Annotated in this window: 17 protein-coding genes and 1 tRNA gene; 11 read left to right on the top strand and 7 right to left on the bottom strand. The window is 67.7% G+C overall.

Translation table 11 applies throughout. The annotated features are described in order from the left end of the window. The first annotated feature begins 50 nt into the window (after window positions 1–50). The 6 genes from ASG48_RS13730 (at window position 51) to ASG48_RS13710 (ending at window position 5,509) form a co-directional block, all read left to right on the top strand. Complete coding sequence (locus ASG48_RS13730) at window positions 51–425, top strand: hypothetical protein (protein ID WP_055850823.1); 375 nt, start codon at window positions 51–53, stop codon at window positions 423–425. Window positions 426–859: 434 nt separating this feature from the next. Continuing rightward, window positions 860–1,336, top strand: a complete 477-nt coding sequence (locus ASG48_RS13725) for a hypothetical protein (protein WP_156381610.1) — start codon at window positions 860–862, stop codon at window positions 1,334–1,336. 412 nt (window positions 1,337–1,748) lie between these two features. Beyond that, on the top strand, window positions 1,749–1,895 hold the full coding sequence (locus tag ASG48_RS18375; protein WP_156381609.1) for an ABC transporter: 147 nt from the start codon (window positions 1,749–1,751) through the stop codon (window positions 1,893–1,895). A 162-nt stretch (window positions 1,896–2,057) separates the two neighbouring features. Continuing rightward, complete coding sequence (locus ASG48_RS13720) at window positions 2,058–2,723, top strand: hypothetical protein (protein ID WP_055850818.1); 666 nt, start codon at window positions 2,058–2,060, stop codon at window positions 2,721–2,723. Window positions 2,724–2,908: 185 nt separating this feature from the next. Further along, window positions 2,909–4,726: an IlvD/Edd family dehydratase gene (locus tag ASG48_RS13715; protein ID WP_055850815.1), complete on the top strand. Its 1,818-nt coding sequence runs from the start codon at window positions 2,909–2,911 to the stop codon at window positions 4,724–4,726. A gap of 15 nt (window positions 4,727–4,741) precedes the next feature. Further along, a complete protein-coding gene (locus ASG48_RS13710; RefSeq protein ID WP_055850812.1) occupies window positions 4,742–5,509 on the top strand; it encodes a GntR family transcriptional regulator in 768 nt (255 codons plus the stop codon). 111 nt (window positions 5,510–5,620) lie between these two features. On the opposite strand, the gene glgX is transcribed toward ASG48_RS13710, so the two are convergent. Beyond that, complete coding sequence (gene glgX, locus ASG48_RS13705) at window positions 5,621–7,921, bottom strand: glycogen debranching protein GlgX (RefSeq protein ID WP_162243932.1); 2,301 nt, start codon at window positions 7,919–7,921, stop codon at window positions 5,621–5,623. Window positions 7,922–8,133: 212 nt separating this feature from the next. Between glgX and ASG48_RS13700 the strand changes: the two genes are divergently transcribed. Next, window positions 8,134–8,209 (top strand) — tRNA-Ile (locus ASG48_RS13700). Between the two features lie 111 nt (window positions 8,210–8,320). On the opposite strand, the gene ASG48_RS13695 is transcribed toward ASG48_RS13700, so the two are convergent. Beyond that, window positions 8,321–10,600 (bottom strand): NADP-dependent malic enzyme, encoded by a 2,280-nt coding sequence (locus ASG48_RS13695; RefSeq protein ID WP_055850810.1) that lies wholly within the window; start codon window positions 10,598–10,600, stop codon window positions 8,321–8,323. 275 nt (window positions 10,601–10,875) lie between these two features. On the opposite strand from ASG48_RS13695, the gene ASG48_RS13690 reads away from it, so the two are divergent. Next, entirely contained in the window at window positions 10,876–11,610 is a 735-nt protein-coding gene (locus ASG48_RS13690) for an SIMPL domain-containing protein (RefSeq protein WP_055850807.1), read from the top strand. Window positions 11,611–11,695: 85 nt separating this feature from the next. Here ASG48_RS13690 and ASG48_RS13685 read toward each other — a convergent pair whose 3' ends face one another. The 4 genes from ASG48_RS13685 to ASG48_RS13670 all read right to left on the bottom strand — a co-directional run bounded on the left by ASG48_RS13685 (window position 11,696) and on the right by ASG48_RS13670 (window position 17,121). Further along, window positions 11,696–12,055 (bottom strand): hypothetical protein, encoded by a 360-nt coding sequence (locus ASG48_RS13685; RefSeq protein ID WP_055850804.1) that lies wholly within the window; start codon window positions 12,053–12,055, stop codon window positions 11,696–11,698. A 244-nt stretch (window positions 12,056–12,299) separates the two neighbouring features. Further along, on the bottom strand, window positions 12,300–14,276 hold the full coding sequence (gene rpoD, locus ASG48_RS13680; RefSeq protein WP_055850802.1) for an RNA polymerase sigma factor RpoD: 1,977 nt from the start codon (window positions 14,274–14,276) through the stop codon (window positions 12,300–12,302). A 342-nt stretch (window positions 14,277–14,618) separates the two neighbouring features. Beyond that, complete coding sequence (gene dnaG, locus ASG48_RS13675; protein ID WP_055850799.1) at window positions 14,619–16,574, bottom strand: DNA primase; 1,956 nt, start codon at window positions 16,572–16,574, stop codon at window positions 14,619–14,621. Window positions 16,575–16,653: 79 nt separating this feature from the next. After that, on the bottom strand, window positions 16,654–17,121 hold the full coding sequence (locus ASG48_RS13670; RefSeq protein ID WP_055850796.1) for a GatB/YqeY domain-containing protein: 468 nt from the start codon (window positions 17,119–17,121) through the stop codon (window positions 16,654–16,656). A gap of 174 nt (window positions 17,122–17,295) precedes the next feature. Between ASG48_RS13670 and carA the strand changes: the two genes are divergently transcribed. Then, window positions 17,296–18,480 carry a glutamine-hydrolyzing carbamoyl-phosphate synthase small subunit gene (gene carA, locus ASG48_RS13665; protein WP_055850793.1) on the top strand — a complete coding sequence of 395 codons (1,185 nt, stop codon included), beginning with the start codon at window positions 17,296–17,298 and terminating at the stop codon, window positions 18,478–18,480. An 86-nt stretch (window positions 18,481–18,566) separates the two neighbouring features. On the opposite strand, the gene ASG48_RS18950 is transcribed toward carA, so the two are convergent. Then, entirely contained in the window at window positions 18,567–18,701 is a 135-nt protein-coding gene (locus ASG48_RS18950) for a hypothetical protein (RefSeq protein WP_280138017.1), read from the bottom strand. Window positions 18,702–18,968: 267 nt separating this feature from the next. Between ASG48_RS18950 and ASG48_RS13660 the strand changes: the two genes are divergently transcribed. Together ASG48_RS13660 and carB are read left to right on the top strand one after the other, a co-directional pair. Then, window positions 18,969–19,208 carry a helix-turn-helix transcriptional regulator gene (locus ASG48_RS13660; RefSeq protein WP_055850790.1) on the top strand — a complete coding sequence of 80 codons (240 nt, stop codon included), beginning with the start codon at window positions 18,969–18,971 and terminating at the stop codon, window positions 19,206–19,208. Between the two features lie 139 nt (window positions 19,209–19,347). Next, entirely contained in the window at window positions 19,348–22,860 is a 3,513-nt protein-coding gene (gene carB / locus ASG48_RS13655) for a carbamoyl-phosphate synthase large subunit (RefSeq protein ID WP_055850788.1), read from the top strand. Window positions 22,861–22,878 lie beyond the last annotated feature (18 nt).

The raw sequence follows: 22,878 nt of genomic DNA, 5'->3' as shown, positions 1-22,878 counted from the left end.
TCCGCCGGCGGGGCGCGCGCGCCATCAGCCTTCCTTGGAGACTGCGACGCATGAGAACCTCCATCCGCGTCTCGGCCGCCCTTCTCGGCCTTCTCGCAGCCGGCCCGGCCTTCGCCCAGACGCAGACCGCACCGACGACCGTGCCGTCCGAGGTGGTCGATCCCGGCAATCCGGGAAACCTCGTTCGCGTCTCCATCGGCGACTGGTCGGTGAAGACGGGCCTCGCGTCCGAACTCGGCGTGAAGACCTCGGCCCTGCCGATGACGGTGTCGGTCTCGCCCGAGATCGCCGCCCGCGTCTGCCCCCTCGGGCGCGACGATCTCGAACAGCAGAAGGTCGTCAGCGCCACACGCACCTGCGCCGCCAAGTCCGCGACGCCCGAACTGCGCGAAGCCGTCGGCCGGAACCTGCGCGCGCCCGAGTAAGGGCGGGCATCGGGGAGCGCGCCGGCCGCAGGCCGTTCGGGCCGCCTCACGGAAGAGGCGCCGTCCCCCGGGACAGGCTCCGTTCCCGGCTTGTCCGAGCCTTGCCGCCGGGCGTGCGCCCCGTTGCCCCCTGCCCTGTATCATCCTATGCCGATTGGGAAATCGGGTGCGATCGGTGGCGCTGCCACAGGATCGCCCCTTTTGTGGCCGTTGGAAGCGCGGCCGCACGTGCGGGAGGCAGGTCTTCCGAGCGACGCCACAGACATCTCATCGCCGGGTCGACCGGCATCGTTCCGGGCGCCGATGGTCGGCGCCGAATCGAGCGGCGTTTCGAGCGCCTGCGTGGAAGAGGCAACAGGATGCGCATCGCCGCCATCACAGCCCTATGCTTGGCCCTGGCCGGATGCGTCCCCTCGGACGGGCCGCAGGCCCTGATGTCCGTCGACGACGGCTACGACGACGACGCGCATTGCAAGAGCCTCCTCATGAAGCCAGGCGATCTCGTCTACGTCCAGTGCCGCCTCGCGATGCGCAAGACCTATCTCCAGTCCTACGCCTCCCGGAAGGCGACCATCGCCCGAGCGGCAGCCCCGACCCACGGGCAGGTTCCGGAAGACGTCGATCGCTCGCTGCGCAACGACGCGTTCTGCAACTACGACGAGAGCGTGAAACTCTCCATCCAGCCGGATGCGGAGGATATCCTTGCGGTCGGCGCCTACGACAAATGCAGCGCCACGCGTGAGCAGCTGCAGCAGGACATCTCGGCCTGGACGGGGGCGAACAGCGTGACCTTCACCCAGGGCGAGCGCGCGATCGTCATCGCACAGAACGTGGAAGCGATCCGCGAGGGCCGCGCCGTGGCCCGCGGACCGAACTACGCCGCCGGCGACCCCGCTCTCGCACCGCAATAAGGGGCGACTCACTCCCGCCGAACGCAGACCCGAGTCGGCCCGGATTGTTGCATTGCGGCAACGGCCTGTGGGCATTCGGCATCGAAACGGCGAAAGGCTCTTCCATCCTCGCGGAAGGTTGCAAGAATTAACGAAGGTTGAGCGATTTCACGGTCAAGGTGTGATCGGCTCACGAGAAGGCAGCGGAACGCTTCGAAAGTCAGGCAAACCAGTGGGTTGAATGGCCTTCGCAGTTTCCGCGCAAGCTCTTGTTTAGCTTGAGGGTAACGGGATCATATCTTGGGCGGACGGTGTGGCTTTTGCGCACTTGCCGCTATCGCCCAAAAGCAACAGGTTGCCGACGCACCGGCCGCAATAGCGTCGGGATCTTAAACTGCGGCATCAACCGTCAGGCACTGATAGGTATATCGTCATGAAGAAAATCGTCATCGCAACGGTCGCGTGCGTCGCTCTGGCTTCCTTCGCTGGTTGCATGGGCAAGGGCGTCGGCAAGGGCAAGGGCAAGGCTCCGGTTGCCGAGCCGATGGTCCAGGAACAGACCTACGTCACCAAGGGCTAATCCCCGGAACTCTTCGGGGGGTGCACGAGTTCATCGGTGCCCCCCGAACTCCTCCCCCCGGTTCATACGTTCGGTTTGCATGGGTTGTATCCTCCGCCCGGCAGGCCGGCTTTGCGTTGTTCCGCCGGAAGGTATTGGTCATGATCTTTCAAGGATGAAGCCATGTCTTCCCCTCTCATGAAGCTCCTCGCCGTCGGCCTTCTCTGCCTCGGCATTTCCGGCTGCAGCACGGCTTCGTCCGAATCGACCGCGATGGTCGGCGCTCCGATCTCCACCGCCTCGGCTTTCGCGCCCGCGCTGAACGCCACGGCCACCACCGTCGCCTATGCACCCGGCGCCGTCACGGCCGCCGAGCAGCTGCAGAAGCCCTACTTCATCGAATTCCGCGCCCGCTCCGCCGAGAGCTACGGGCACACATTCGTCGTGTTCGGCCGCCGCGACGCCCGCGGTCTCGTGCCGGTCGACGCCAACGGCGTCCTCGTGCCGGGCATGACCGAAGTCGCCGGCCTGCATCCGGCCTCCACGAGCTCGATCCCCTACACGCTCGGCCACGTCATCCCGGTTCCGTCCGAGACGGGCGCCAGCGACGGCGACTCGGAGGACGCCTACATCACGGCGCGCTGGCGCGTCGATCTCACCGAGGCCCAGTATCGCGACGTCGTCGCCTATATCCGCGGCCTGCAGGGCAGCTCGCCGGTCTGGCACGCCGTCCTCTACAATTGCAGCGCCTTCGTGGGCGACATCGCCAAGCACATGGGCTTCAAGGCCCCCAACCCGATGCTCTTCCCCAAGAACTACATCAACACGCTGAAGAGCATGAACACCTGATCTCGAAGCCTCATCGCTTCGACGAAGGCCCGGCCGCCGAAAGGCGCCGGGCCTTTTTCTTGTCGGACCCTCCGTCGGCGACATCCTGCCCCCCGACATGAAATTGCCACGTGCGCCGACAACGTATACATTGATCGCAAGGGGCGCCGCGTCGGCACCCGCATCGACAGGTCGGGGAATACACAATGAGCATCGTGAAGACGGATCGTCAGCTGCGGTCGCGCGCCTGGTTCGACAATCCGCACAATCCCGACATGACCGCCCTCTATCTCGAACGGTATCTGAACTTCGGCCTCAGCCAGGAGGAGCTCCAGTCGGGCAAGCCGATCATCGGCATCGCGCAGACCGGCTCCGACCTCTCCCCCTGCAACCGGCATCATCTGGAACTGGCCAAGCGCGTGCGCGAGGGCATCCGCGAGGCCGGCGGCATCGCCATCGAGTTCCCCGTCCATCCGATCCAGGAAACCGGCAAGCGCCCGACGGCGGGCCTCGACCGCAATCTCGCCTATCTCGGCCTCGTCGAGATTCTCTACGGCTATCCGCTCGACGGCGTCGTCCTGACGATCGGCTGCGACAAGACCACGCCCGCCTGCCTCATGGCGGCGGCGACCGTCAACATTCCGGCCATCGCCCTCTCCGTCGGCCCCATGCTCAACGGCTGGTTCCGGGGCGAGCGCACGGGGTCGGGCACGATCGTCTGGAAGGCCCGCGAGATGATGGCGGCCGGCGAGATCGACTATCAGGGCTTCGTGAAGCTCGTCGCCTCGTCCGCGCCTTCCACGGGCTACTGCAACACGATGGGCACGGCGACGACGATGAACTCGCTCGCCGAAGCGCTGGGCATGCAGCTGCCGGGCTCGGCGGCGATCCCCGCGCCCTATCGCGACCGGCAGGAGGTCTCCTATCTCACGGGCAAGCGGATCGTCGAGATGGTCGCCGAGGACCTGAAGCCCTCCGACATCCTCACGCGCGACGCCTTCCTGAACGCCATTCGCGTCAACACCGCCATCGGCGGCTCGACCAACGCGCCGATCCACCTCAACGCCCTCGCCCGCCATGTCGGCGTCGAGCTGACGATCCAGGACTGGCAGACCTATGGCGAGGAGATCCCGCTTCTCGTGAACCTCCAGCCCGCCGGCGAATATCTCGGCGAGGACTACTACCATGCCGGCGGCGTTCCGGCCGTGGTGAACCAGCTGATGGGCGCCGGCCTCATCGCCGAGGATGCGCTGACGGTCAACGGCCGCTCGCTCGGCGACAATTGCCGCGGCGCGATCATCGAGGACAAGAACGTCATCCGGCCCTTCGACCAGCCGCTGAAGACCCATGCGGGCTTCCGCGTCCTGAAGGGCAATCTCTTCGATTCGGCCATCATGAAACTCTCGGTCATCTCCGAGGAGTTCCGGGCGCGCTACCTCGCCAACCCCGAGGATCCGCAGGCCTTCGAGGGCCGGGCGATCGTCTTCGACGGGCCCGAGGACTACCATGCGCGGATCGACGATCCGGCCCTCGACATCGACGAGAGCTGCGTCCTCTTCATGCGCGGCGCCGGCCCCATCGGCTATCCCGGCGCGGCCGAGGTCGTGAACATGCGGGCGCCCGACTATCTCATCAAGCGCGGCATCTCCTCGCTCGCCTGCATCGGCGACGGGCGCCAGTCCGGCACGTCCGGCTCGCCCTCGATCCTGAACGCCTCCCCGGAAGCGGCCGCCGGCGGCGGTCTGGCGCTGCTGCGCACCGGCGACCGCGTGCGCATCGACATCGGCCGCGGCACGGCGGACATCCTGCTCGAGGAGGCCGAGCTCGAATCCCGTCGCGCCGCTCTCGCGGCCGACGGCGGCTATCACTATCCGCAGCACCAGACGCCCTGGCAGGAGATCCAGCGCGATCTCGTCGGCCAGCTCTCCACGGGGGCGGTGCTCGAGTCGGCCGTGCGCTACCAGCGGATCGCGCAAGGCGGCATCGACGGCACCGGAATGCGCGTGCCGCGCGACAACCACTAGACGGGGGCGCCCGGCGTGAGCGAGGACCCGGTATCCCTGGACGAACTCGCGCCGGACCCCGCATACGCGGCCCGGCCGGCGCCCGCCGAGCCGGGTTCGAGGCCCCGGCCGAGCCTTGCCGGGCTCGGCAAGGTCTCCGCCCGCGAGCGGGCCTATCGCAAGCTGAAGTTCCGCATCCTCGAGGGCGAATTGCCGCCGGGCACGACGCTTCTCGAATCCGAGGTCGCCGCCCTCCTCTCGATGAGCCGCACGCCGATCCGCGAGGCGCTGATCCGGCTCGAGGAGGAGGAACTCGTCGCGATCCGCCCGCGCCACGGCGTCACCATCCGCCATCAGTCTCCGGACGACCTGCAGGAAATCTACGAGGTCTTCTCCGCGCTCGAGGTCGCGGCCGCGCGCCTCGCGGCCGAACGGGGCCTCTCGGAGGCCGAGCGGCGGGACCTCGAAGAGCTGATGGCCGCGATGGAGGCGGCCACGCAAGAAGGCGCCATCGAGCGCTGGTCGACCCTCGACGACCGCTTCCATGCCGCCATCGTCGCGGCCTGCGGAAATCGTCGCCTGCAGGCGACGTTGCGCCTCTACTGGGACCAGCAATATCGGGCGCGCATGGCCATCGTGCCGCTTCGCCCGAGCCCCAGGACCTCCGATTGCGAGCACCGCGCCATCGTCGCGGCGATCCTGGCGCAGGACGCGGCGACCGCGGAGGCGTTGCATCGCGCGCATCGCCTGCGTGCCGACCGCATGGCGCTCGCGCTCCTTCGCGGGGAACCCATGCGCGGCTGAGCAGGCTCCGCCCTCGTCGCCGACCGATCCTGCCAAGCGCAACAGCAAAAGGCCCCCGCGTGATGACGCGGAGGCCTTTTCGTTTGCGATCGGGCCGAAGCCCGGACGGTGTCAGATCCCGTCGGGCGTCCCGGTCTCGACTTCGCCCGGCTCGACGAAATGGACGCGGTCGACGGCCGCGCGCGCGAAGGCTTCGGAGACATGGGCGAAGGCGCGCATCGCCTCGCCCTGCGTCCCGTCGTCCTCGGACGGCTCCAGCAGGAAGACGAGGAAGGCCCGGCCCGTCACCATGTAGTCCGAGCCGAACTCGAAGGGCACGAGTTCCTCGCGGTTCGGCAGGTTCGTGTCGATCACGCAGCGCCAGCGCTTGCCGCCCCGCGCCTCCGGCAGCTTGAAGTTCACCACGTCGTAATGGGCGTTCATGACGATGAGCATCGTGGCGTCCGTTCCCGGGCGCCGGATGCCCGTCGACTGCGCGCGGCCATCGAGCAGCACGCCGAAGCAGCGCGCGCCCTGATCCGACCAATGGTCGGAGTCGAACTCGGTGCCCGACGGCGTGATCCACGCCACGTCCTTGACGCCCAGTTCCTCGTCGAACGTCCCGTGCAGGAACTTGCCGCGCCGGAGCATCGGCAGGGACTGCCGCAGCATGATGAGCTTCTGGACGAACTCGGCGAGGTCCTGGCCCTCTTCCGTCACGTTCCAGTCGATCCAGCCGATCTCGTTGTCCTGCGCATAGGCGTTGTTGTTGCCGCCCTGCGTGCGGGCGAATTCGTCGCCGGCCAGGATCATCGGCGTGCCGCGCGAGAAGAGCAGCGTCGCGAACAGGTTGCGCAGCTGACGGAAACGGACCTCGTTGATCTCCGGATCGTCCGTCAGACCCTCGACGCCGTAATTGTTCGAGAGATTGTGCGAGTGACCGTCGCGATTGTCCTCGCCGTTCGCCTCGTTGTGCTTCTCGTTGTAGCAGACGAGGTCGTGCAGCGTGAAACCGTCATGGGCGGTGATGAAGTTCACCGACGCCCAGGGCTTGCGGCCGCGATTGTCGAAGAGGTCGGCCGACGCCGAGAACTTGGACGCGACGGCCGGGATCTTGCCCTCGTCGCCGCGCCAGAAGCTGCGCACGGTATCGCGGTAGCCGTCGTTCCATTCGGCCCAGCCCGGCGGGAAGCGACCGACCTGATAGCCGCCGGGACCGCAGTCCCAGGGCTCGGCGATGAGCTTGGTCTGGCTCAGGATCGGGTCCTGCTGGCAGGCGTGAAGGAAGGACGACTCCTCCGAGAAGCCGGTGGGCTCTCGGGCGAGGATCGTGGCGAGGTCGAAGCGGAAGCCGTCGACCCGCATGTCGCTCGCCCAGTAGCGCAGGCTGTCCGTCACCAGCTGCATCACGCGCGGGTGGCTGGTGTTGACGGTGTTTCCGGTGCCAGTGTCGTTGATGTAGTAGCGCTTGTTGTCCGGCAGCAGACGGTAGTAGGTCGCGTTGTCGATGCCCTTGAAGGAGATCGTCGGCCCCTTCTCGTTGCCTTCGGCCGTGTGGTTGTAGACGACGTCAAGGATGACCTCGAGGCCGGCATGGTGGAAGGCGGAGACCATCTCCTTGAATTCATTCACGAAGGGGCTGGCGAGATAGCGCGGATCGGGCGCGAAGAAGCCGATCGTGTTGTAGCCCCAATAGTTCCGCAGGCCCTTCTCGACGAGATAGCTGTCGTCCACAAAGGCGTGGATCGGCAGAAGCTCCACCGAGGTGACGCCGAGGCTCTTGATGTAGGCGAGGACGTCCGGGTTCATCAGCCCGGCGAACTTGCCGCGCTCCGCCTCACCGACCGAAGGATGGCGCTGGGTGAAACCCTTGACGTGGGTCTCGTAGAAGATGGTGCGCTCCCACGGGATGTTCGGCTTGCGCTCGTCGCCCCAGGTGAAGGCCTGATCGACGACCTGGCACTTGGGCACGAAGCTCGCGCTGTCCCGCTCGTCGAAGGAGAGGTCCTCGTCCTCGTGACCGATCGTGTAGCCGAACAGCGCGTGGTCCCATTTGAGCTCGCCCACATATTGGCGGGCATAGGGATCGACGAGCAGCTTGTTCGGGTTGAAGCGGTGACCGGCATCCGGCTCGTAGGGCCCGTGAACGCGGTAGCCGTAGACCATGCCGGGGCGGGCTGCAGGCAGGTAGCCGTGGAAGATCTCGTTCGTGTATTCCGGCAGTTCGATCCGCTCCAGCTCGACCTCGCCCTTCTGGTCGAAGATGCAGAGCTCGACCTTCGTCGCGTTGGCGGAGAAGACGGCGAAGTTCACGCCGAGCCCGTCCCAGGTCGCGCCACGCGGATAAGGACGTCCCTCCTGGATGCGGGATCTGCGCAGTCCCGGCTTGTTCAGGTAGAGCGACGCGGTGTTCGGCGTGATGTGGATCGTCAAGTGGGCGCTCCGGCAGTGGGGATCGACGCTAGACAAGCTTCCAGCCTTCGAATGGTTCCCCAGGGGCCTGCCGGTTGTTTGCGGCGCAGCAAACGATTCAGCCAGACATTGAGCACTCGCCCTGCGATTCCCTTGCCGAGGTCCCGCAAATCCCGCCGCGCCGCAACCCGCCGCTTGAGCCCCCCGCCGGTTTGCGCTAGGCGAAGCGGGTGGGGCCTGTAGCTCAATGGTTAGAGCCGGCGGCTCATAACCGCTTGGTTGCAGGTTCGAGTCCTGCCGGGCCCACCAGTCGATCCCCCTCCACAGCCCCGATCTCATCTGGCGCGGGCGCCACGGCCTCCACCGCTCGCGCCCTTATAGCTGGGGGCCCGGGGACGCCGTGCCCCGGGCCGCCTCGCGTCAGCCGTAGCTCGAGACGGGCGTGCCGGCGAGAGCGGCGATGTTGAGGAGGCCGCGGACGGAGACGCCCGCGGTGACGATGTGGGCGCAATTGCCCATGCCCATCAGGATCGGGCCGACTTCCAGGCCGTCGGCGACCGAGCGCAGGATGTTGCGCGCCGCGCCCGCCGCATCCGCGTTGGTGTAGACGAGGACATTGGCGGCCCCCTCCAGACGCCCGTCCGGGAAGAGGCGCTCGCGCAGTTCGGGGTCGAGGGCGGCATCCGTGTGCATCTCGCCCTCGTAGGCGAAGTCCGGCGCACGCGCGTCGAGGATCGCCAGCGCCTCGCGGGCGAGGCGCCCGGACCGGCTGTCGAAATTGCCGAACTGCGAGGACGAGCACAGGGCCACCTTGGGCTCGATGCCGAAGCGCCGCACGTGGCGGGCGGCCGCGACCATGGTCTCGGCGATCTGCGCGGCCGTCGGCTCGATATGGACATGGGTGTCGCACACGAAGAGCGGCCCACGATCCATGAGGATGAGCGACAGGGCGCCGACGGGATGCAGCGTCGCGCTCGAAAGGATCTGCCGGATGTCATTGAGATGGCGGAAATACTCGCCGATCGTCCCGCAGATCATGGCGTCGGCCTCGCCGCGATGCACCATGACCGCCGCGATGGCGGTGGTGTTGGTGCGGATGATCGTCTTGGCGAGATCGGGCGTCACGCCGTTGCGCTTCATCAGCTGGTGATAGTGAGTCCAGTAGTCGCGGAAACGGCTGTCGTTCTCGGGGTTGACGAGCTCGACATGACGGCCGGGCACGAGGTTGAGGCCGTCACGCTCGATACGCGCCTCGATCACCTCCGGCCGCCCGATGAGGATGGGCGTGCCCATCCCCTCCTCGCTCATCGCCTGCGCGGCGCGCAGGACGCGCGGCTCCTCGCCCTCGGCGAAGACGACGCGCCGGCCGCCGCGCCGGGCGGCCTCGAAGGCCGGGCGCATGACGAGCGCGGACTTGTAGACCTGCCCCTGCAGCTTTTCCTTGTAGGCGACGAGATCGACGGGGCGCGTGGCGACGCCGCTCTCCATCGCGGCCTTGGCGACCGCCGGAGCGATCGTCGACAGGAGACGGGGATCGAAGGGCTTGGGGATGAGGTAGTCCGGCCCGAAGGTGAGCCGTTCGCCCTGGTAGGCGAGCCCGACCTCGGCGGAGGTGGTGGCGCGCGCGAGATCGGCGAGCGCCTCGACGCAGGCGACCTTCATCGCGTCGTTGATCTCCGTCGCGCCGACATCAAGGGCGCCGCGGAAGATGAAGGGGAAGCACAGGACGTTGTTGACCTGATTGGGATAGTCCGAGCGCCCGGTGGCGATGAGCGCGTCGGGCGAGACCTCGCGCACGAGTTCGGGCATGATCTCCGGCGTCGGGTTGGCGAGCGCGAAGATGATGGGAGCCGGCGCCATCTTCGAGACCATTTCCTGCGTCAGCAGGCCGGGCCCGGAGACGCCGAGGAACAGATCGGCGCCTTCCATCGCCTCCAGCGTCGTCCGCTTGTCGGTGCGGATGGCGAATTCGCTCTTCTCAGGCGTCAGGTCGTTGCGCCGGTCGTGCACCACGCCCTTGGAATCCAGCATGGTGATGTTCTCGCGCTTCACGCCCATCACCAGGAACATCTTCAGGCAGGCGATGCCGGCGGCGCCGGCCCCGAGCGCCACGACCTTCAGATCCTCGAAGCGCTTGCCGGCCACGCGCACGGCGTTCGTCGCCGCGGCGGCCGCGACGATGGCCGTGCCGTGCTGGTCGTCGTGGAAGACGGGAATGTTCATGCGCTCGCGGCAGATCTTCTCCACGAGGAAGCAGTCGGGCGCCTTGATGTCCTCCAGGTTGATCGCGCCGAAGGTCGGCTCCAGCCGGCAGACGAGATCGGCCAGCCGTTCGGGATCGGGCTCGTTCACCTCGATGTCGAAACAGTCGATGCCGGCGAATTTCTTGAAGAGGACGGCCTTGCCCTCCATTACCGGCTTGGAGGCCTGCGCCCCGATATTGCCGAGGCCAAGGACGGCCGTGCCGTTGGAGATGACGGCCACGAGATTGCCCTTGGCCGTGTAGCGGCGCGCGTCGGCGGGATTCTTCTCGATCTCGAGGCAGGCTTCGGCGACGCCCGGCGAATAGGCGCGGCTGAGGTCGCGCCCCGTCGCCATGGGCTTGGTGGCGCGGATCTCGAGTTTCCCGGGCTTGGGGAACTCGTGATAGTCCAGCGCGGCCTGGCGATCGGCCGCCTTCTTCGCCTCGTCGAATGGCATCGTCTCTCCCGGTGATCTGCCCGGCCTTCGGACGATGTCCGTCCGCGGCTGAGACCCTTGTCGTTGCATGAGCGGGGTCGGTCTTCGCGTTCGGCGATTGCCGCCCGAAGGTCAAGCCTATCCCCGGCCGAGGATGCGGCCAAGCCGGCCTTCGTCGATGCGGTCGGCGCCCCCATCGCGACCCGCGCGGCAGGGCGGCGCCGAGCCCTTCGAGATCGTGCCGCAATGGAGCGATACAGAGAACGCTACCCTTCCCGAATCGGAGATCGCCTCTCGTGAGACCTGTCATCCTGGCCGCCGCTCTTCTGGGAGCCACCGCCCTCGCCGACGCGCCCGCCGCCCTCGCGCAGGATGCGGCGCCCGACCGGCCGCGCATCGACGTCACCGGCACCGGCGAGGCCAGCGGCACGCCGGACCTCGCGCTTGCGAGCTTCACGGTCCTGTCCGTGGAAGAGACGGCCCGCGCCGCGCTCGACCGCACGAACGAGACCATGGCGCGCGTGTCCACGGCGATGAAGGAGTTCGGCATCGAGGCGCGCGACCTGCAGACCTCGGACTTCGCCGTCTCGCCGCAATATCGCTACGACAACGACGACACGCCGCCCCAGAACCCGCCGGCGATCGTCGGCTACGAGGTGCGCAACACGCTTTCGGTGCGCGTTCGCGATCTCGCAAAGCTCGGCGAGATCCTCGACAAGGCGGTGACGCTCGGGGTGAACCAGGGCGGATCGCTGACCTTCGCCTTCGACGATCCGGCGGCCTTGCGCGAGGCGGCGCGGCGCGACGCGGTGGCGGATGCGCGGGCGACGGCGGCGGTGCTCGCCGAGGCGGCCGGCGTGACGCTCGGCGCGGTGCGCCATATCGAGGTCGGGACGGACGAGATGCCGCCGATGCCGATGCTGCAGTCGATGAAGCGCATGGACGCGGCACCCGCGCCCGCGGTGCCGGTGGAGACCGGCGAATCGACCGTTCGCGCAACCGTGCGGATGGAGTTCGACATCGCGCCGTAGCGGCGGGAAATCATCGCGGAGCATGGAAAAAGGCGGGCGGTGCCTCGAGCACCACCCGCCTTTCGTCGTTTCCGGTAAGGCCGCCTCAGTTGCGGAAGCTGATCACCGGGCAGCCGGGCGCGCGGGCGAAGCGCACCGTGGCGCGGTCGCCGCGCGAGCGGCCCTGGACCACGATGCTGCGGCGGCTGACATCGACGACGCGGGTGCGGCGAAGACCCATGCGGTCCGCCTTGTTCTCGGCCTGCTGCGGGCCGCAGACGGGCGCCGGGCGGTAGTGCGAGCGGCGGTCGTGACGGTCGTAGCCGCGGTGATAGTCGGGCCGCCCGTCGCCGATGGTGATCCCGAAGCGCACGTCCTGCGCGGCGGCCGGCAGGACGGTTCCGACGAGGCCCGTAGCGGCGATCGCGACGGCAAGGCAGGCGTTGCGGATGAAGGTCGTGACCATGATGTCCTCCGGGGTGGTTCGATTGATCTTGGGACCGAGATTAGAGCGCGCCGGCTGAACGCCGCCGGAAGGGCATGTTCACCTGCCGTTCATGCGGCGGTCTGGACATCGTGGCGTGCTGGGATCTGGCGTGGCGGGACCGGGCGTTCGACGAACTCCGAGCCCCTAGAACGACGAAAGCCGCCCCGGGGTTGCCGGAGCGGCTTTCGTGTCTGTGCGAATGCGGCGGTCGGGCCGCCCCGGTTCAGCTGTCGAGAAAGGACCGCAGCTTGCGCGAGCGGCTCGGATGCTTGAGCTTGCGCAGGGCCTTGGCCTCGATCTGGCGAATGCGCTCGCGCGTCACCGAGAACTGCTGGCCGACCTCTTCCAGCGTGTGGTCGGTGTTCATGCCGATGCCGAAGCGCATGCGCAGCACGCGCTCCTCGCGCGGCGTCAGCGAGGCGAGCACGCGTGTGGTCGTCTCGCGCAGATTGGCCTGGATCGCGGCGTCGATCGGCAGGATGGCGTTCTTGTCCTCGATGAAGTCGCCGAGATGCGAATCCTCCTCGTCGCCCACCGGCGTCTCGAGGGAGATCGGCTCCTTGGCGATCTTCAGGACCTTGCGCACCTTCTCCAGCGGCATGGCCAGTTTCTCGGCCAGTTCCTCCGGCGTCGGCTCGCGGCCGATCTCGTGCAGCATCTGGCGGCTCGTGCGCACGATCTTGTTGATCGTCTCGATCATATGCACGGGAATGCGGATCGTGCGGGCCTGGTCGGCGATCGAACGGGTGATCGCCTGCCGGATCCACCACGTGGCGTAGGTCGAGAACTTGTAGCCGCGGCGGTACTCGAACTTGTCCACCGCCTTCATCAGGCCGATATTGCCCTCCTGGATGAGGTCCAGGAACTGCAGACCGCGGTTCGTGTATTTCTTGGCGATCGAGATCACGAGACGAAGATTCGCCTCGACCATCTCCTTCTTGGCCTGCCGGGCCTCGGACTCGCCCTTCTTGACCATGTTGACGATGCGGCGGAACTCGATGATCTCGAGCCCCGTCTCGGTGGCCAGATTCTGGATCTCCTGCCGAAGGGCGCGAACGCCCTCCTTCTCGTTCTGGACGAATTTCAGCCAGCCCTTGCCGGAAAGGTTGGCGACGTGCCGCGTCCAGTTCGGGTCGAGTTCCGACCCCTGGTACTCGCGCAGGAACTCGTCGCGGCGCACGCCATGGCTCTCGGCCAGACGCAGGAGGCGCCCCTCGTTCGTCACGAGGCGCTTGTTGATGTCGTAGAGCTGGGCGACGAGCGCGTCGATGCGGTTCTGGTTCAGCGAAAGGCTCTTCACCGCGGTGATGAGGTCGTCCTTCAGCTTCTTGTAGGACCGCTCCTGGCTCGGCGATAGCGTGCCCTGAGCGGCGAGCCGGTTCTCGACCTGCTGGTCCTGCAGCTTGCGCAGGCGCTTGTAGCTGTCGGCGATGACGTCGAAGGTCGCCATGACCTGCGGACGGATCTCGGCCTCCATCGCGGCGAGCGACAGGGAGTTCTCCAGATCGTCCTCGTCGTCCTCCTCCTCCTCGCCGGGAAGGCGGGCGGAGGGCGGCTCGGTGGCGGGCGCGGGCGTTCCGTCGCCGTTGCCCATCGGGGCCTTGGCCTCGGGTCCGGCATAGGTCGCCTCGAGATCGACGATCTCGCGCAGCATGATGTTGCCGTCGTTGAGCTCGTCGCGCCAGATGATGATGGCCTGGAAGGTCAGCGGGCTCTCGCAGAGCCCGGCGATCATCGTCTCGCGCCCGGCCTCGATGCGCTTGGCGATGGCGATCTCGCCCTCGCGGGAGAGAAGCTCGACCGAGCCCATCTCGCGCAGATACATGCGCACGGGATCGTCGGTGCGCTCGCCGGCCTCGCGCTTGGGCGCGGCGGCGACCTGGGTCGAGCCGGCCTCGGCGACCTCGGTGCTCTCGCTTTCCTCGGCGGGCTGCTCTTCCTCGCCGCCTTCCTCGTCGTCCTCGACGACGTTGATGCCCATGTCGTTCAGCATGGCCATCGTGTCCTCGATCTGCTCGGACGTGACGTCGTCCGCCGAGAGCATCGAGTTGAGCTGGTCCATCGTCACGAAGCCGCGCTTCTTGGCGGCCTTGATCATCTTCTTGACGGCGTCATCCGAAAGGTCGAGCAAGGGGCCGTCGGGGGCAGAGTCGTTGCGCTCCTCGACCGGGGCTTCGCTCTCGTTGGCCTTTGTCGCCATGCGTGTCATTCTCCAGTTCGCGCGTCGCCGATCCGGCCTGCCACGGGGTCATCTCGAGAGATTCTGGCCGCTCGGCACGAAGGCGAACCGGAGTTCGTTCCTGCCACGCGACCGGTAAACGCCCGGTTAACCATACGCGGCCTGCCGCTTGACGTCGTAACGCCCGCTCGACCGCGGCCTAAAAATGGATGTTTCCCATAAATTTCAAGGCCACGACGCCGTTGCACGTCGTGTCACCGAAGCGTCAAGCCCTGTCAACCCCGCAAGACGGTTCGGATTCTGCGGTTCGAGCGCCTGTCGACCGCCGGCGGCAGCGCGTTCGGCGTGCCTTCGGCTCTTCGATCAGAAGGTCTTCACGGCTCGCCCCGAAAGCGTGCCGAAGCCTTCGATGAGGGCTTCCGTCCCCTCGACGCTCTCGATCTCCCGCTTCACCTCCAGCATATGGGCGTAGGCCTCGTCGCTCTGATCGCGCATCAGCGCTTCTTCGGCGATACGAAGTTCCGTATGTAGGGATCGGGACCGGTGATGCAAGTGGAGCGCCTGCCGCACCGCTTCCCGTGCGTCCTCCGGCGCCGCTTCCGCAAGGACAGGCCAGAGCCGCACCATGCGCGCCCTCGCCTCGAACAGACGAAAGAGATCGCCCGCGCCGCGCCGTTCGATCTCGGCGAGGAGTTCGCTCCGATCGTTCGTCGCCTTCTCCGCATGGATGTCGAGCACGACGGAGCGCAGCCGGTCGAGATCGCCCTCGGCGAGATCGAGCGCGGCGAAATAGTCGAACGCCTCCTCGATGAGGAGCGGATGATTGACGAAGCCCAGAACGATGGCGATCTCGCGCAGCGAGGAGGCCTGTCCGCCGCCGGCCGGGCGGGTGAGGCTGGAGCGCGACAGCCGGTCGGAGATGGGCGAGCGGCGCGTGCCGGCCGCCGCCGTGCGCCGCCCCTCGCCGCCCTGCCCGCGCGCCTCGCGCGCTCCGCCCTGGCGCTCGCGCGGCGCGCCCCGTCCGGCGCCCTGGCGCGCCGGTCCGAAGAAGGCGGCGAGGCGCTCGTCGGCATCGCGCAGGTAGTGGCGGCGCACGCTCTCGTCGCCGATGCGCTTGACGGCCGCCTTCAGCCGCTGCTCCAGATCGGCCCGCCGCTCCGGCGTGTCGAACACGCCCCCCGCCGTCTCGCGCATCCAGACGAGATCGGCGAGCGGACGCGCGGCGTCGAGCACCCCGCGAAAGGCCTCCGCCCCGCCGTCGCGCACGAGGTCGTCGGGATCCTTGCCCTCGGGCAGCATGGCAAAGCGCAGCGAGCGGCCGGGCTTCAAGCCGGGCAATGCCAGTTCCGCCGCGCGCCAGGCCGCCTTCTGTCCGGCCGCGTCGCCGTCGAAACACAGGATCGGCTCCTGCGCGGAGCGCCAGAGGAGGTCGAGCTGGCGCTCGGTCAGGGCGGTGCCGAGCGGGGCGACGGCGTTCTCGAAGCCGGCCTGCGCCAGCATGATCGCGTCCATGTAGCCTTCGACGACGATCACGGTCCCCGCGCTCTTCAGCGCCTTGCGGGCCCGTGCGAGGTTGAAGAGCACGTCGCCCTTGTGGAAGACCTCGGTCTCCGGCGAGTTCAGATACTTGGCCGAGACATTCGCAGAGAGCGCCCGGCCGCCGAAGGCGATGGGCCGGCTGGAAATGTCGAGGATCGGGAACATCAGCCGGTCGCGGAAGCGGTCGTAGGAGACGGCGGTGTTCTCGTGCACGACGAGGCCGGCCCCCTCGATCTCGGAGCGCGCGACGCCCTTGGCGGCCAGGTGCTCCTTCAGGCGGTTGCGCGAATCGGGCGCGTAGCCGAGGCCGAAGCTCGCCTGCGTCTGCAGGTTCATGCCGCGGTCGCGCAGATAGGCCCGCGCCTTGGCGCCGTCGGCCTCCTGGAGGCTCGCCTGGAAGAAGGCGGCGGCGATCTTCATGGCATCGAGGATGGTCGCCCGCGCCGCCTCGCGCCGCTCCGCCTCCGGGTCGCGGTCGGGCATCGCCAGTCCCGCCTCGGCCGCGAGGCGCTCCACTGCCTCGGGAAAGGAGAGGCCGTCGAGCTCTGTCAGGAAGCGGAAGTGATCGCCCGAGACGCCGCAGCCGAAGCAATGGTAGCGGCCCTTCTGGTCCTCGCAGTGGAAGCTCGGCGACTTCTCGCCGTGGAACGGGCAGCAGGCCCAGTGATCGCCCTTGGCCGGCTGGGACTTGCGCCGGTCGAAGACCACGCGCCGGCCGACGATCTCGGAGATCGGGATCCGGGCGCGGATCTCTTCCAGGAAGCTCGGCGGAAAGCGCATGGGGTCCTTGGGCTCGTCGCGACGGGTCCGGCGGTGGCGATCCGCCAGACTAGCAGACCGGCCGCCCGGCGGGGAGGTTTCAGGCCTTGGCGGCCGCGAGCAGGCGCTTCACCGAGGCGCTCGCCTTGGAGAAGTCCATCCCGCCCGCATGCTTCGCCTTCAGGACGGCCATGACGCGGCCCATGTCGGCGGGGCCCGTAGCGCCCGTCTCGGCGATCGCCGCGCCGACGGCGTCGTCGATCCCGGCCTCGTCCATCTGCGCGGGCAGGTAGGCCTTCAGGATCGCGATCTCCTCGCGCTCTTGGCTCGCGAGTTCGGGCCGGCCGTTCGTCTCGTAGATCCCCGCCGATTCCTCGCGCTGCTTGATCATCTTGGACAGGAGCGCCAGGATCTCGTCGTCGCTCGCCTCCGGCTTGCCGGCGGTGCGGTTGGCGATGTCGCGGTCCTTCACGGCGGCCTGGACGAGGCGCAGGGTGCCGGTGCGGCGCTTGTCCTGGTCGCGCATGGCCTGCTTCATGGCGTCGGTGATGGTCTGGCGCATGGTCATATCCGGTCCTTCCACGGTCCCCGCAGGGCTCGGCCGCTCGCGAGGGCCTTGCACATGGGCGACAGGACGGCGATATGCAATCGGATTTCGACAGTCCGCATCGCGCGTGACCCCCGGCATGGCCCCATGCCGCCCGGTCGCGCGCCGCCACGAACCCTTTGCGCGAGGCACGCCATGACCGAAGGCTGGACCAAGACCAAGCCGACCGCCCTTCTCGTCCTCGCCGACGGCACCGTGATTGAGGGAACCGGCCTCGGCGCGCCGGGCGCGGTGGAAGGCGAGGTCTGCTTCAACACGGCGCTCACCGGCTACCAGGAGATCCTGACCGACCCCTCCTATGCCGGGCAGATCGTCACCTTCACCTTCCCCCATATCGGCAATGTCGGCACCAATGACGAGGACCACGAGGACCTCGTGCCGATGAACGGCCGGGGCGCGGTCGGCGCCATCTTCCGCGCCGAGGTCTCCGGACCCTCCAACTACCGCTCCGCCGGCGATCTCGACGCCTGGCTGACGGCACGCGGCGTCGTCGCGCTTTCGGGCATCGACACGCGCGCCCTCACCGCCCTCATCCGCGAGAAGGGCGCCGTGAACGCCGTGATCGCCCATGCGCCGGACGGGGTCTTCGACGTCGAGGCGCTGAAGGCGCGCGCGGCTTCGTGGAGCGGCCTCGTCGGCCTCGATCTCGCCAAGGACGTCGGCACGCAGCAGACCGCGACCTGGCAGGAGGGCCCCTGGGCCTGGAACGTCGGCTACAGCACCGACGCCGAGCCGCGCTACACCGTGGTGGCCATCGACTACGGCACCAAGCGCAATATCCTGCGCCTCATGGCCGGCCAGGGCGCCAAGGTCGTGCTGATGCCCGCCACGGCGACGGCCGAGGAAATCATGGCGCACAAGCCGGACGGCGTGTTCCTCTCCAACGGTCCCGGCGATCCGGCGGCGACGGGCGCGTATGCGGTGCCGGTGATCCGCGAACTGGTGGAGAAGGACGTGCCGATCTTCGGCATCTGCCTCGGGCACCAGCTTCTGGCGCTGGCGCTCGGCGCCACGACCGAGAAGATGCATCAGGGCCATCACGGCGCCAATCACCCGGTCAAGGACTTCACCACCGGCAAGGTGGAGATCGTCTCGATGAATCACGGCTTCGCCGTCGCCGCCGGCTCGCTGCCGCAGGGCGTGGAGGAGACCCATCGCTCGCTCTTCGACGGCTCCAACTGCGGCCTGCGCCTCTCCGACAAGCCCGTCTTCTCCGTGCAGCACCATCCCGAGGCCTCGCCGGGCCCGCAGGACTCGCATTATCTCTTCGACCGCTTCTTCCGGCTGATCGACGAGCACAAGGCGAAAGCCGCCGCCTGAGCGCGGACGTCCAATTCGGCATGCAGCAACGCCGCCGGAGCATCAGCTCCGGCGGCGTTCGTATGTGAAGATCGCGCGAAACGGCGTCAGGCGGACAGGCGAGCGACCATGCGCTTCACCCAGCTGCGCACCCCGCAGCTGAAGGTGGCATGGCGGTGAAGGTCGTCGCGCTCTCGGTCCCCGCCGAAGGCCGACCGTCCGATGATGATGTCTGCAAGCATGGCTGCGCTCCTTCGCTGGCGTTGTTTTCCCGTGTGTCCGTGCGGCCTTACGACCCTCGTCCTCACTGTCGGTGATCGTCCACTGCAGATAAGATGCGCACTTCGTGCGCCATTACAAGATGGCAAAACGCGCACATCGTGCATTTTCTCTTTGCGGTTCGCGATTCATGCCGCTAACGAGCCGGCAGGCGGCCCAGCCTGTCCGGCAAGGCCGTTCTGCGGGCTTCGCCCCCACCTGACACCGGAACTCGAACGGAGAGACGCGCGATGGATGCCGATGCCTTCAAGGCCTGGCGCAAGAGCCTCGGGCTCAAGCAGAAGGATGCGGCCGACAAGCTCGGGCTGAAGAAGCGCGTCATCCAGTATTACGAGAAGGGCGACCGGGACGGGAAATCGGTCGAGATCCCGAGGACGGTCGAGCTCGCCTGCCTCGCCGTCTCGCTCGGCTACGAGCGCTACGACGGGCGCCGCCTGCCCTCCAGCGCGGCCGAGATCGCCGCGCCCTGACACGCTCGGGCGTGATCGGGCCTTTCGCCGCGCGCCCGCTTTGCCTATAAGCCGCGCTTGACCTTATATCCCTCGACCGTGCGACCCTGCCCTCCCGGCGGGGCGTCCGCGCGCGAGCGAGCCGACCGGACAGAGCCCGATGCCCAAGCGCCAAGACATCAAGACCATCCTCATCGTCGGGGCCGGTCCCATCATCATCGGCCAGGCATGCGAGTTCGACTATTCGGGAACGCAGGCCTGCAAGGCGCTGAAGGCCGAGGGCTACCGGATCGTCCTCGTCAATTCCAATCCGGCGACGATCATGACCGATCCCGATCTCGCCGACGCCACCTATATCGAACCGATCACCCCCGAAGTCGTCGCCAAGATCATCGAGAAGGAGCGCCCGGACGCGATCCTGCCGACGATGGGCGGACAGACGGCGCTGAACACCGCGCTCTCGCTGAAGCGCATGGGGGTGCTCGACAAGTTCGGCGTCGAGATGATCGGGGCGGACGCCGCCGCCATCGACATGGCGGAGGACCGGGCGCTCTTCCGCGAGGCGATGACGCGCATCGGGCTCGAGACGCCGAAGTCGCTCCTGGCCAACGCCACGGAGGCCAAGAAGGCCGACCGTCTCGCCTTCGAGGAGAAGAAGGCGACCGTCAACGCGCAGGTGACGGACGCCGCCGAGCGCGAAGCGGCGCTCGCCAGGCTCGAAGCCGACTGGCAGAATGGCGGGCTCGACCGCAAGCAGCGCTACATGGCCCGCGCGCTCGCCGCCGCCGCCGAGGCGCTCGAGGAGGTGGGCCTTCCCGCCATCATCCGCCCGTCCTTCACCATGGGCGGCACGGGCGGCGGCATCGCCTACAACCGCTCCGAATTCTTCGAGATCGTCGAAGGCGGGCTCGACGCCTCGCCGACGACCGAAGTGCTCATCGAGGAGAGCGTGCTCGGCTGGAAGGAGTACGAGATGGAGGTCGTCCGCGACAAGGCGGACAATTGCATCATCGTCTGCTCCATCGAGAACATCGACCCGATGGGCGTCCATACGGGCGATTCGATCACCGTCGCGCCGGCGCTGACGCTGACCGACAAGGAATACCAGATGATGCGCAACGCCTCGATCGCGGTGCTGCGCGAGATCGGCGTCGAGACCGGCGGCTCGAACGTGCAGTTCGCCGTCAACCCGGCGAACGGCCGCCTCGTCGTCATCGAGATGAATCCGCGCGTCTCGCGCTCCTCGGCGCTCGCCTCCAAGGCGACGGGCTTCCCCATCGCCAAGATCGCGGCCAAGCTCGCCGTCGGCTACACGCTGGACGAGCTTGAGAACGACATCACGGGCGGCGCGACCCCGGCCTCGTTCGAGCCCTCGATCGACTACGTCGTCACCAAGATCCCGCGCTTCGCCTTCGAGAAGTTCCCCGGCGCCTCGCCCATCCTGACGACCGCGATGAAGTCGGTCGGCGAGGTCATGGCGATCGGGCGCACCTTCCAGGAATCGCTGCAGAAGGCACTGCGCGGTCTGGAGACGGGCCTGACCGGCCTCGACGAGATCGAGATTCCCGGCCTCGTCGAGGCGGCGGGCGTGGGCACCGGCGAGAACCGCAACGCCATCCGCGCCGCGCTCGGCACGCCGACGCCGGACCGGCTGCGCATGGTCGCGCAGGCCATCCGCATGGGCACCTCGCTGGAAGAGGTCCACCAGATGTGCCGCATCGACCCGTGGTTCCTCGAACAGATCGCCGGCATCATCGCGATGGAAGGGCGCGTGCGCGAGCACGGGCTGCCCGCGGATGCCGAGAACCTGCGCATGCTCAAATCCATGGGCTTCTCCGACGCGCGCCTCGGCTCGCTGGTCGGCAAGGACGCGGCCGACGTCTCGCGCCTTCGCGAGCGGCTCGACGTGCACCCCGTCTACAAGCGGATCGACACCTGCGCGGCCGAGTTCGCCTCGCCGACGCCCTATATGTACTCGACCTACGAGAAGGCCTTCGCCGGCGCGGAGCGCTCCGAAGCCGAGGTCTCCGCCGCCAGGAAGGTCGTCATCCTCGGCGGCGGTCCGAACCGGATCGGCCAGGGCATCGAGTTCGACTATTGCTGCTGCCACGCCGCCTTCGCGCTGAAGGATGCCGGCTATGAGTCGATCATGGTCAACTGCAATCCCGAGACCATCTCCACCGACTACGACACGTCCGACCGCCTCTATTTCGAGCCGTTGACGGCCGAGGACGTCCTGGAGATCCTGCGCGCCGAGCAGAAGGCGGGCACGCTGCACGGCGTCATCGTGCAGTTCGGCGGCCAGACTCCGCTGAAGCTCGCCGAGGCGCTGGAACGGGCGGGCATCCCGATCCTCGGCACCTCGCCGGACATGATCGACCTCGCCGAGGATCGCGACCGCTTCCAGAAGCTCCTGATGAAGCTCGGCCTCACCCAGCCGCGCAACGGCATCGCCTATTCGGTGGAGCAGTCGCGCACCATCGCAGGGGAACTGGGCTTCCCGCTCGTCGTGCGCCCCTCCTACGTGCTCGGCGGCCGTGCCATGCAGATCATCGGCGACGAGGCCATGCTGCAGAGCTATCTGCTCGACACCGTGCCGGGCCTCGTCCCCGAGGACATCAAGCAGAAATATCCGAACGACAAGACCGGGCAGATCAACACCCTGCTCGGCAAGAACCCGCTCCTCTTCGACACCTACCTCTCGGAAGCGATCGAGGTGGATGTCGACTGCCTCTGCGACGGCACGAACACCTACGTCTCCGGCATCATGGAGCATATCGAGGAGGCGGGCATCCATTCGGGCGACTCGGCCTGCTCCCTGCCCGTCCACTCGCTCTCGCCCGAGATCGTCGACGAACTGGAGCGCCAGACCTCGGCGCTCGGACGCGCGCTGCATGTCGGCGGGCTGATGAACGTGCAATACGCGATCAAGGACGGCACGATCTACGTGCTCGAGGTGAATCCGCGCGCCTCGCGCACCGTTCCCTTCGTCGCCAAGTCGATCGGGCGCCCGATCGCCAAGATCGCCGCGCGCATCATGGCTGGCGAGACGCTGGACGCCGCCTTCGACGCCTATGGCGGCAAGACCGACGCCCGCAATCTCGGCCATGTCGCGGTCAAGGAGGCGGTCTTCCCCTTCGCCCGCTTCCCCGGCGTCGACACGCTGCTCGGGCCCGAGATGAAGTCGACCGGCGAGGTGATGGGCCTCGACCACCATTTCGCCCTCGCCTTCGCCAAGGCGCAGCTCGGCGCCGGCGTCGACCTGCCGCGCGCCGGCACCGTCTTCGTCTCGGTGCGCGACGAGGACAAGGACGGCATGCTGCCGGCCGTCGCCAAGCTCGCCGGCCTCGGCTTCAAGGTCCTGGCGACCGGCGGCACCGCACGATTCCTCGCCCAGAACGGCGTCGCGGCCGAGAAGATCAACAAGGTCCTGGAAGGGCGTCCGCATATCGAGGACGCGATTCGCAACAGCCGGGTCCATATCGTGTTCAACACGACGGACGGGCAGAAGGCCGTGTCGGATTCCAAGTCGCTGCGTCGCGCGACCCTGATGCAGAAGGTGCCCTACTACACGACGCTCGCGGGCATGAACGCTGCGGCGGCGGCTATCGAAGCCCTGCGGCAGGGCAATCTTGAAGTTCGGGCGCTACAGTCATATTTTGATCGCGCCTGACCTGATCCGTTCGGTCGA

The sequence above is a fragment of the Aurantimonas sp. Leaf443 genome, from assembly GCF_001425575.1.
Taxonomy (GTDB): Bacteria; Pseudomonadota; Alphaproteobacteria; order Rhizobiales; family Rhizobiaceae; genus Leaf443.
Note: the sequence above shows the minus strand (reverse complement) of the source record. Positions and strands in the feature narration are given on the sequence as shown.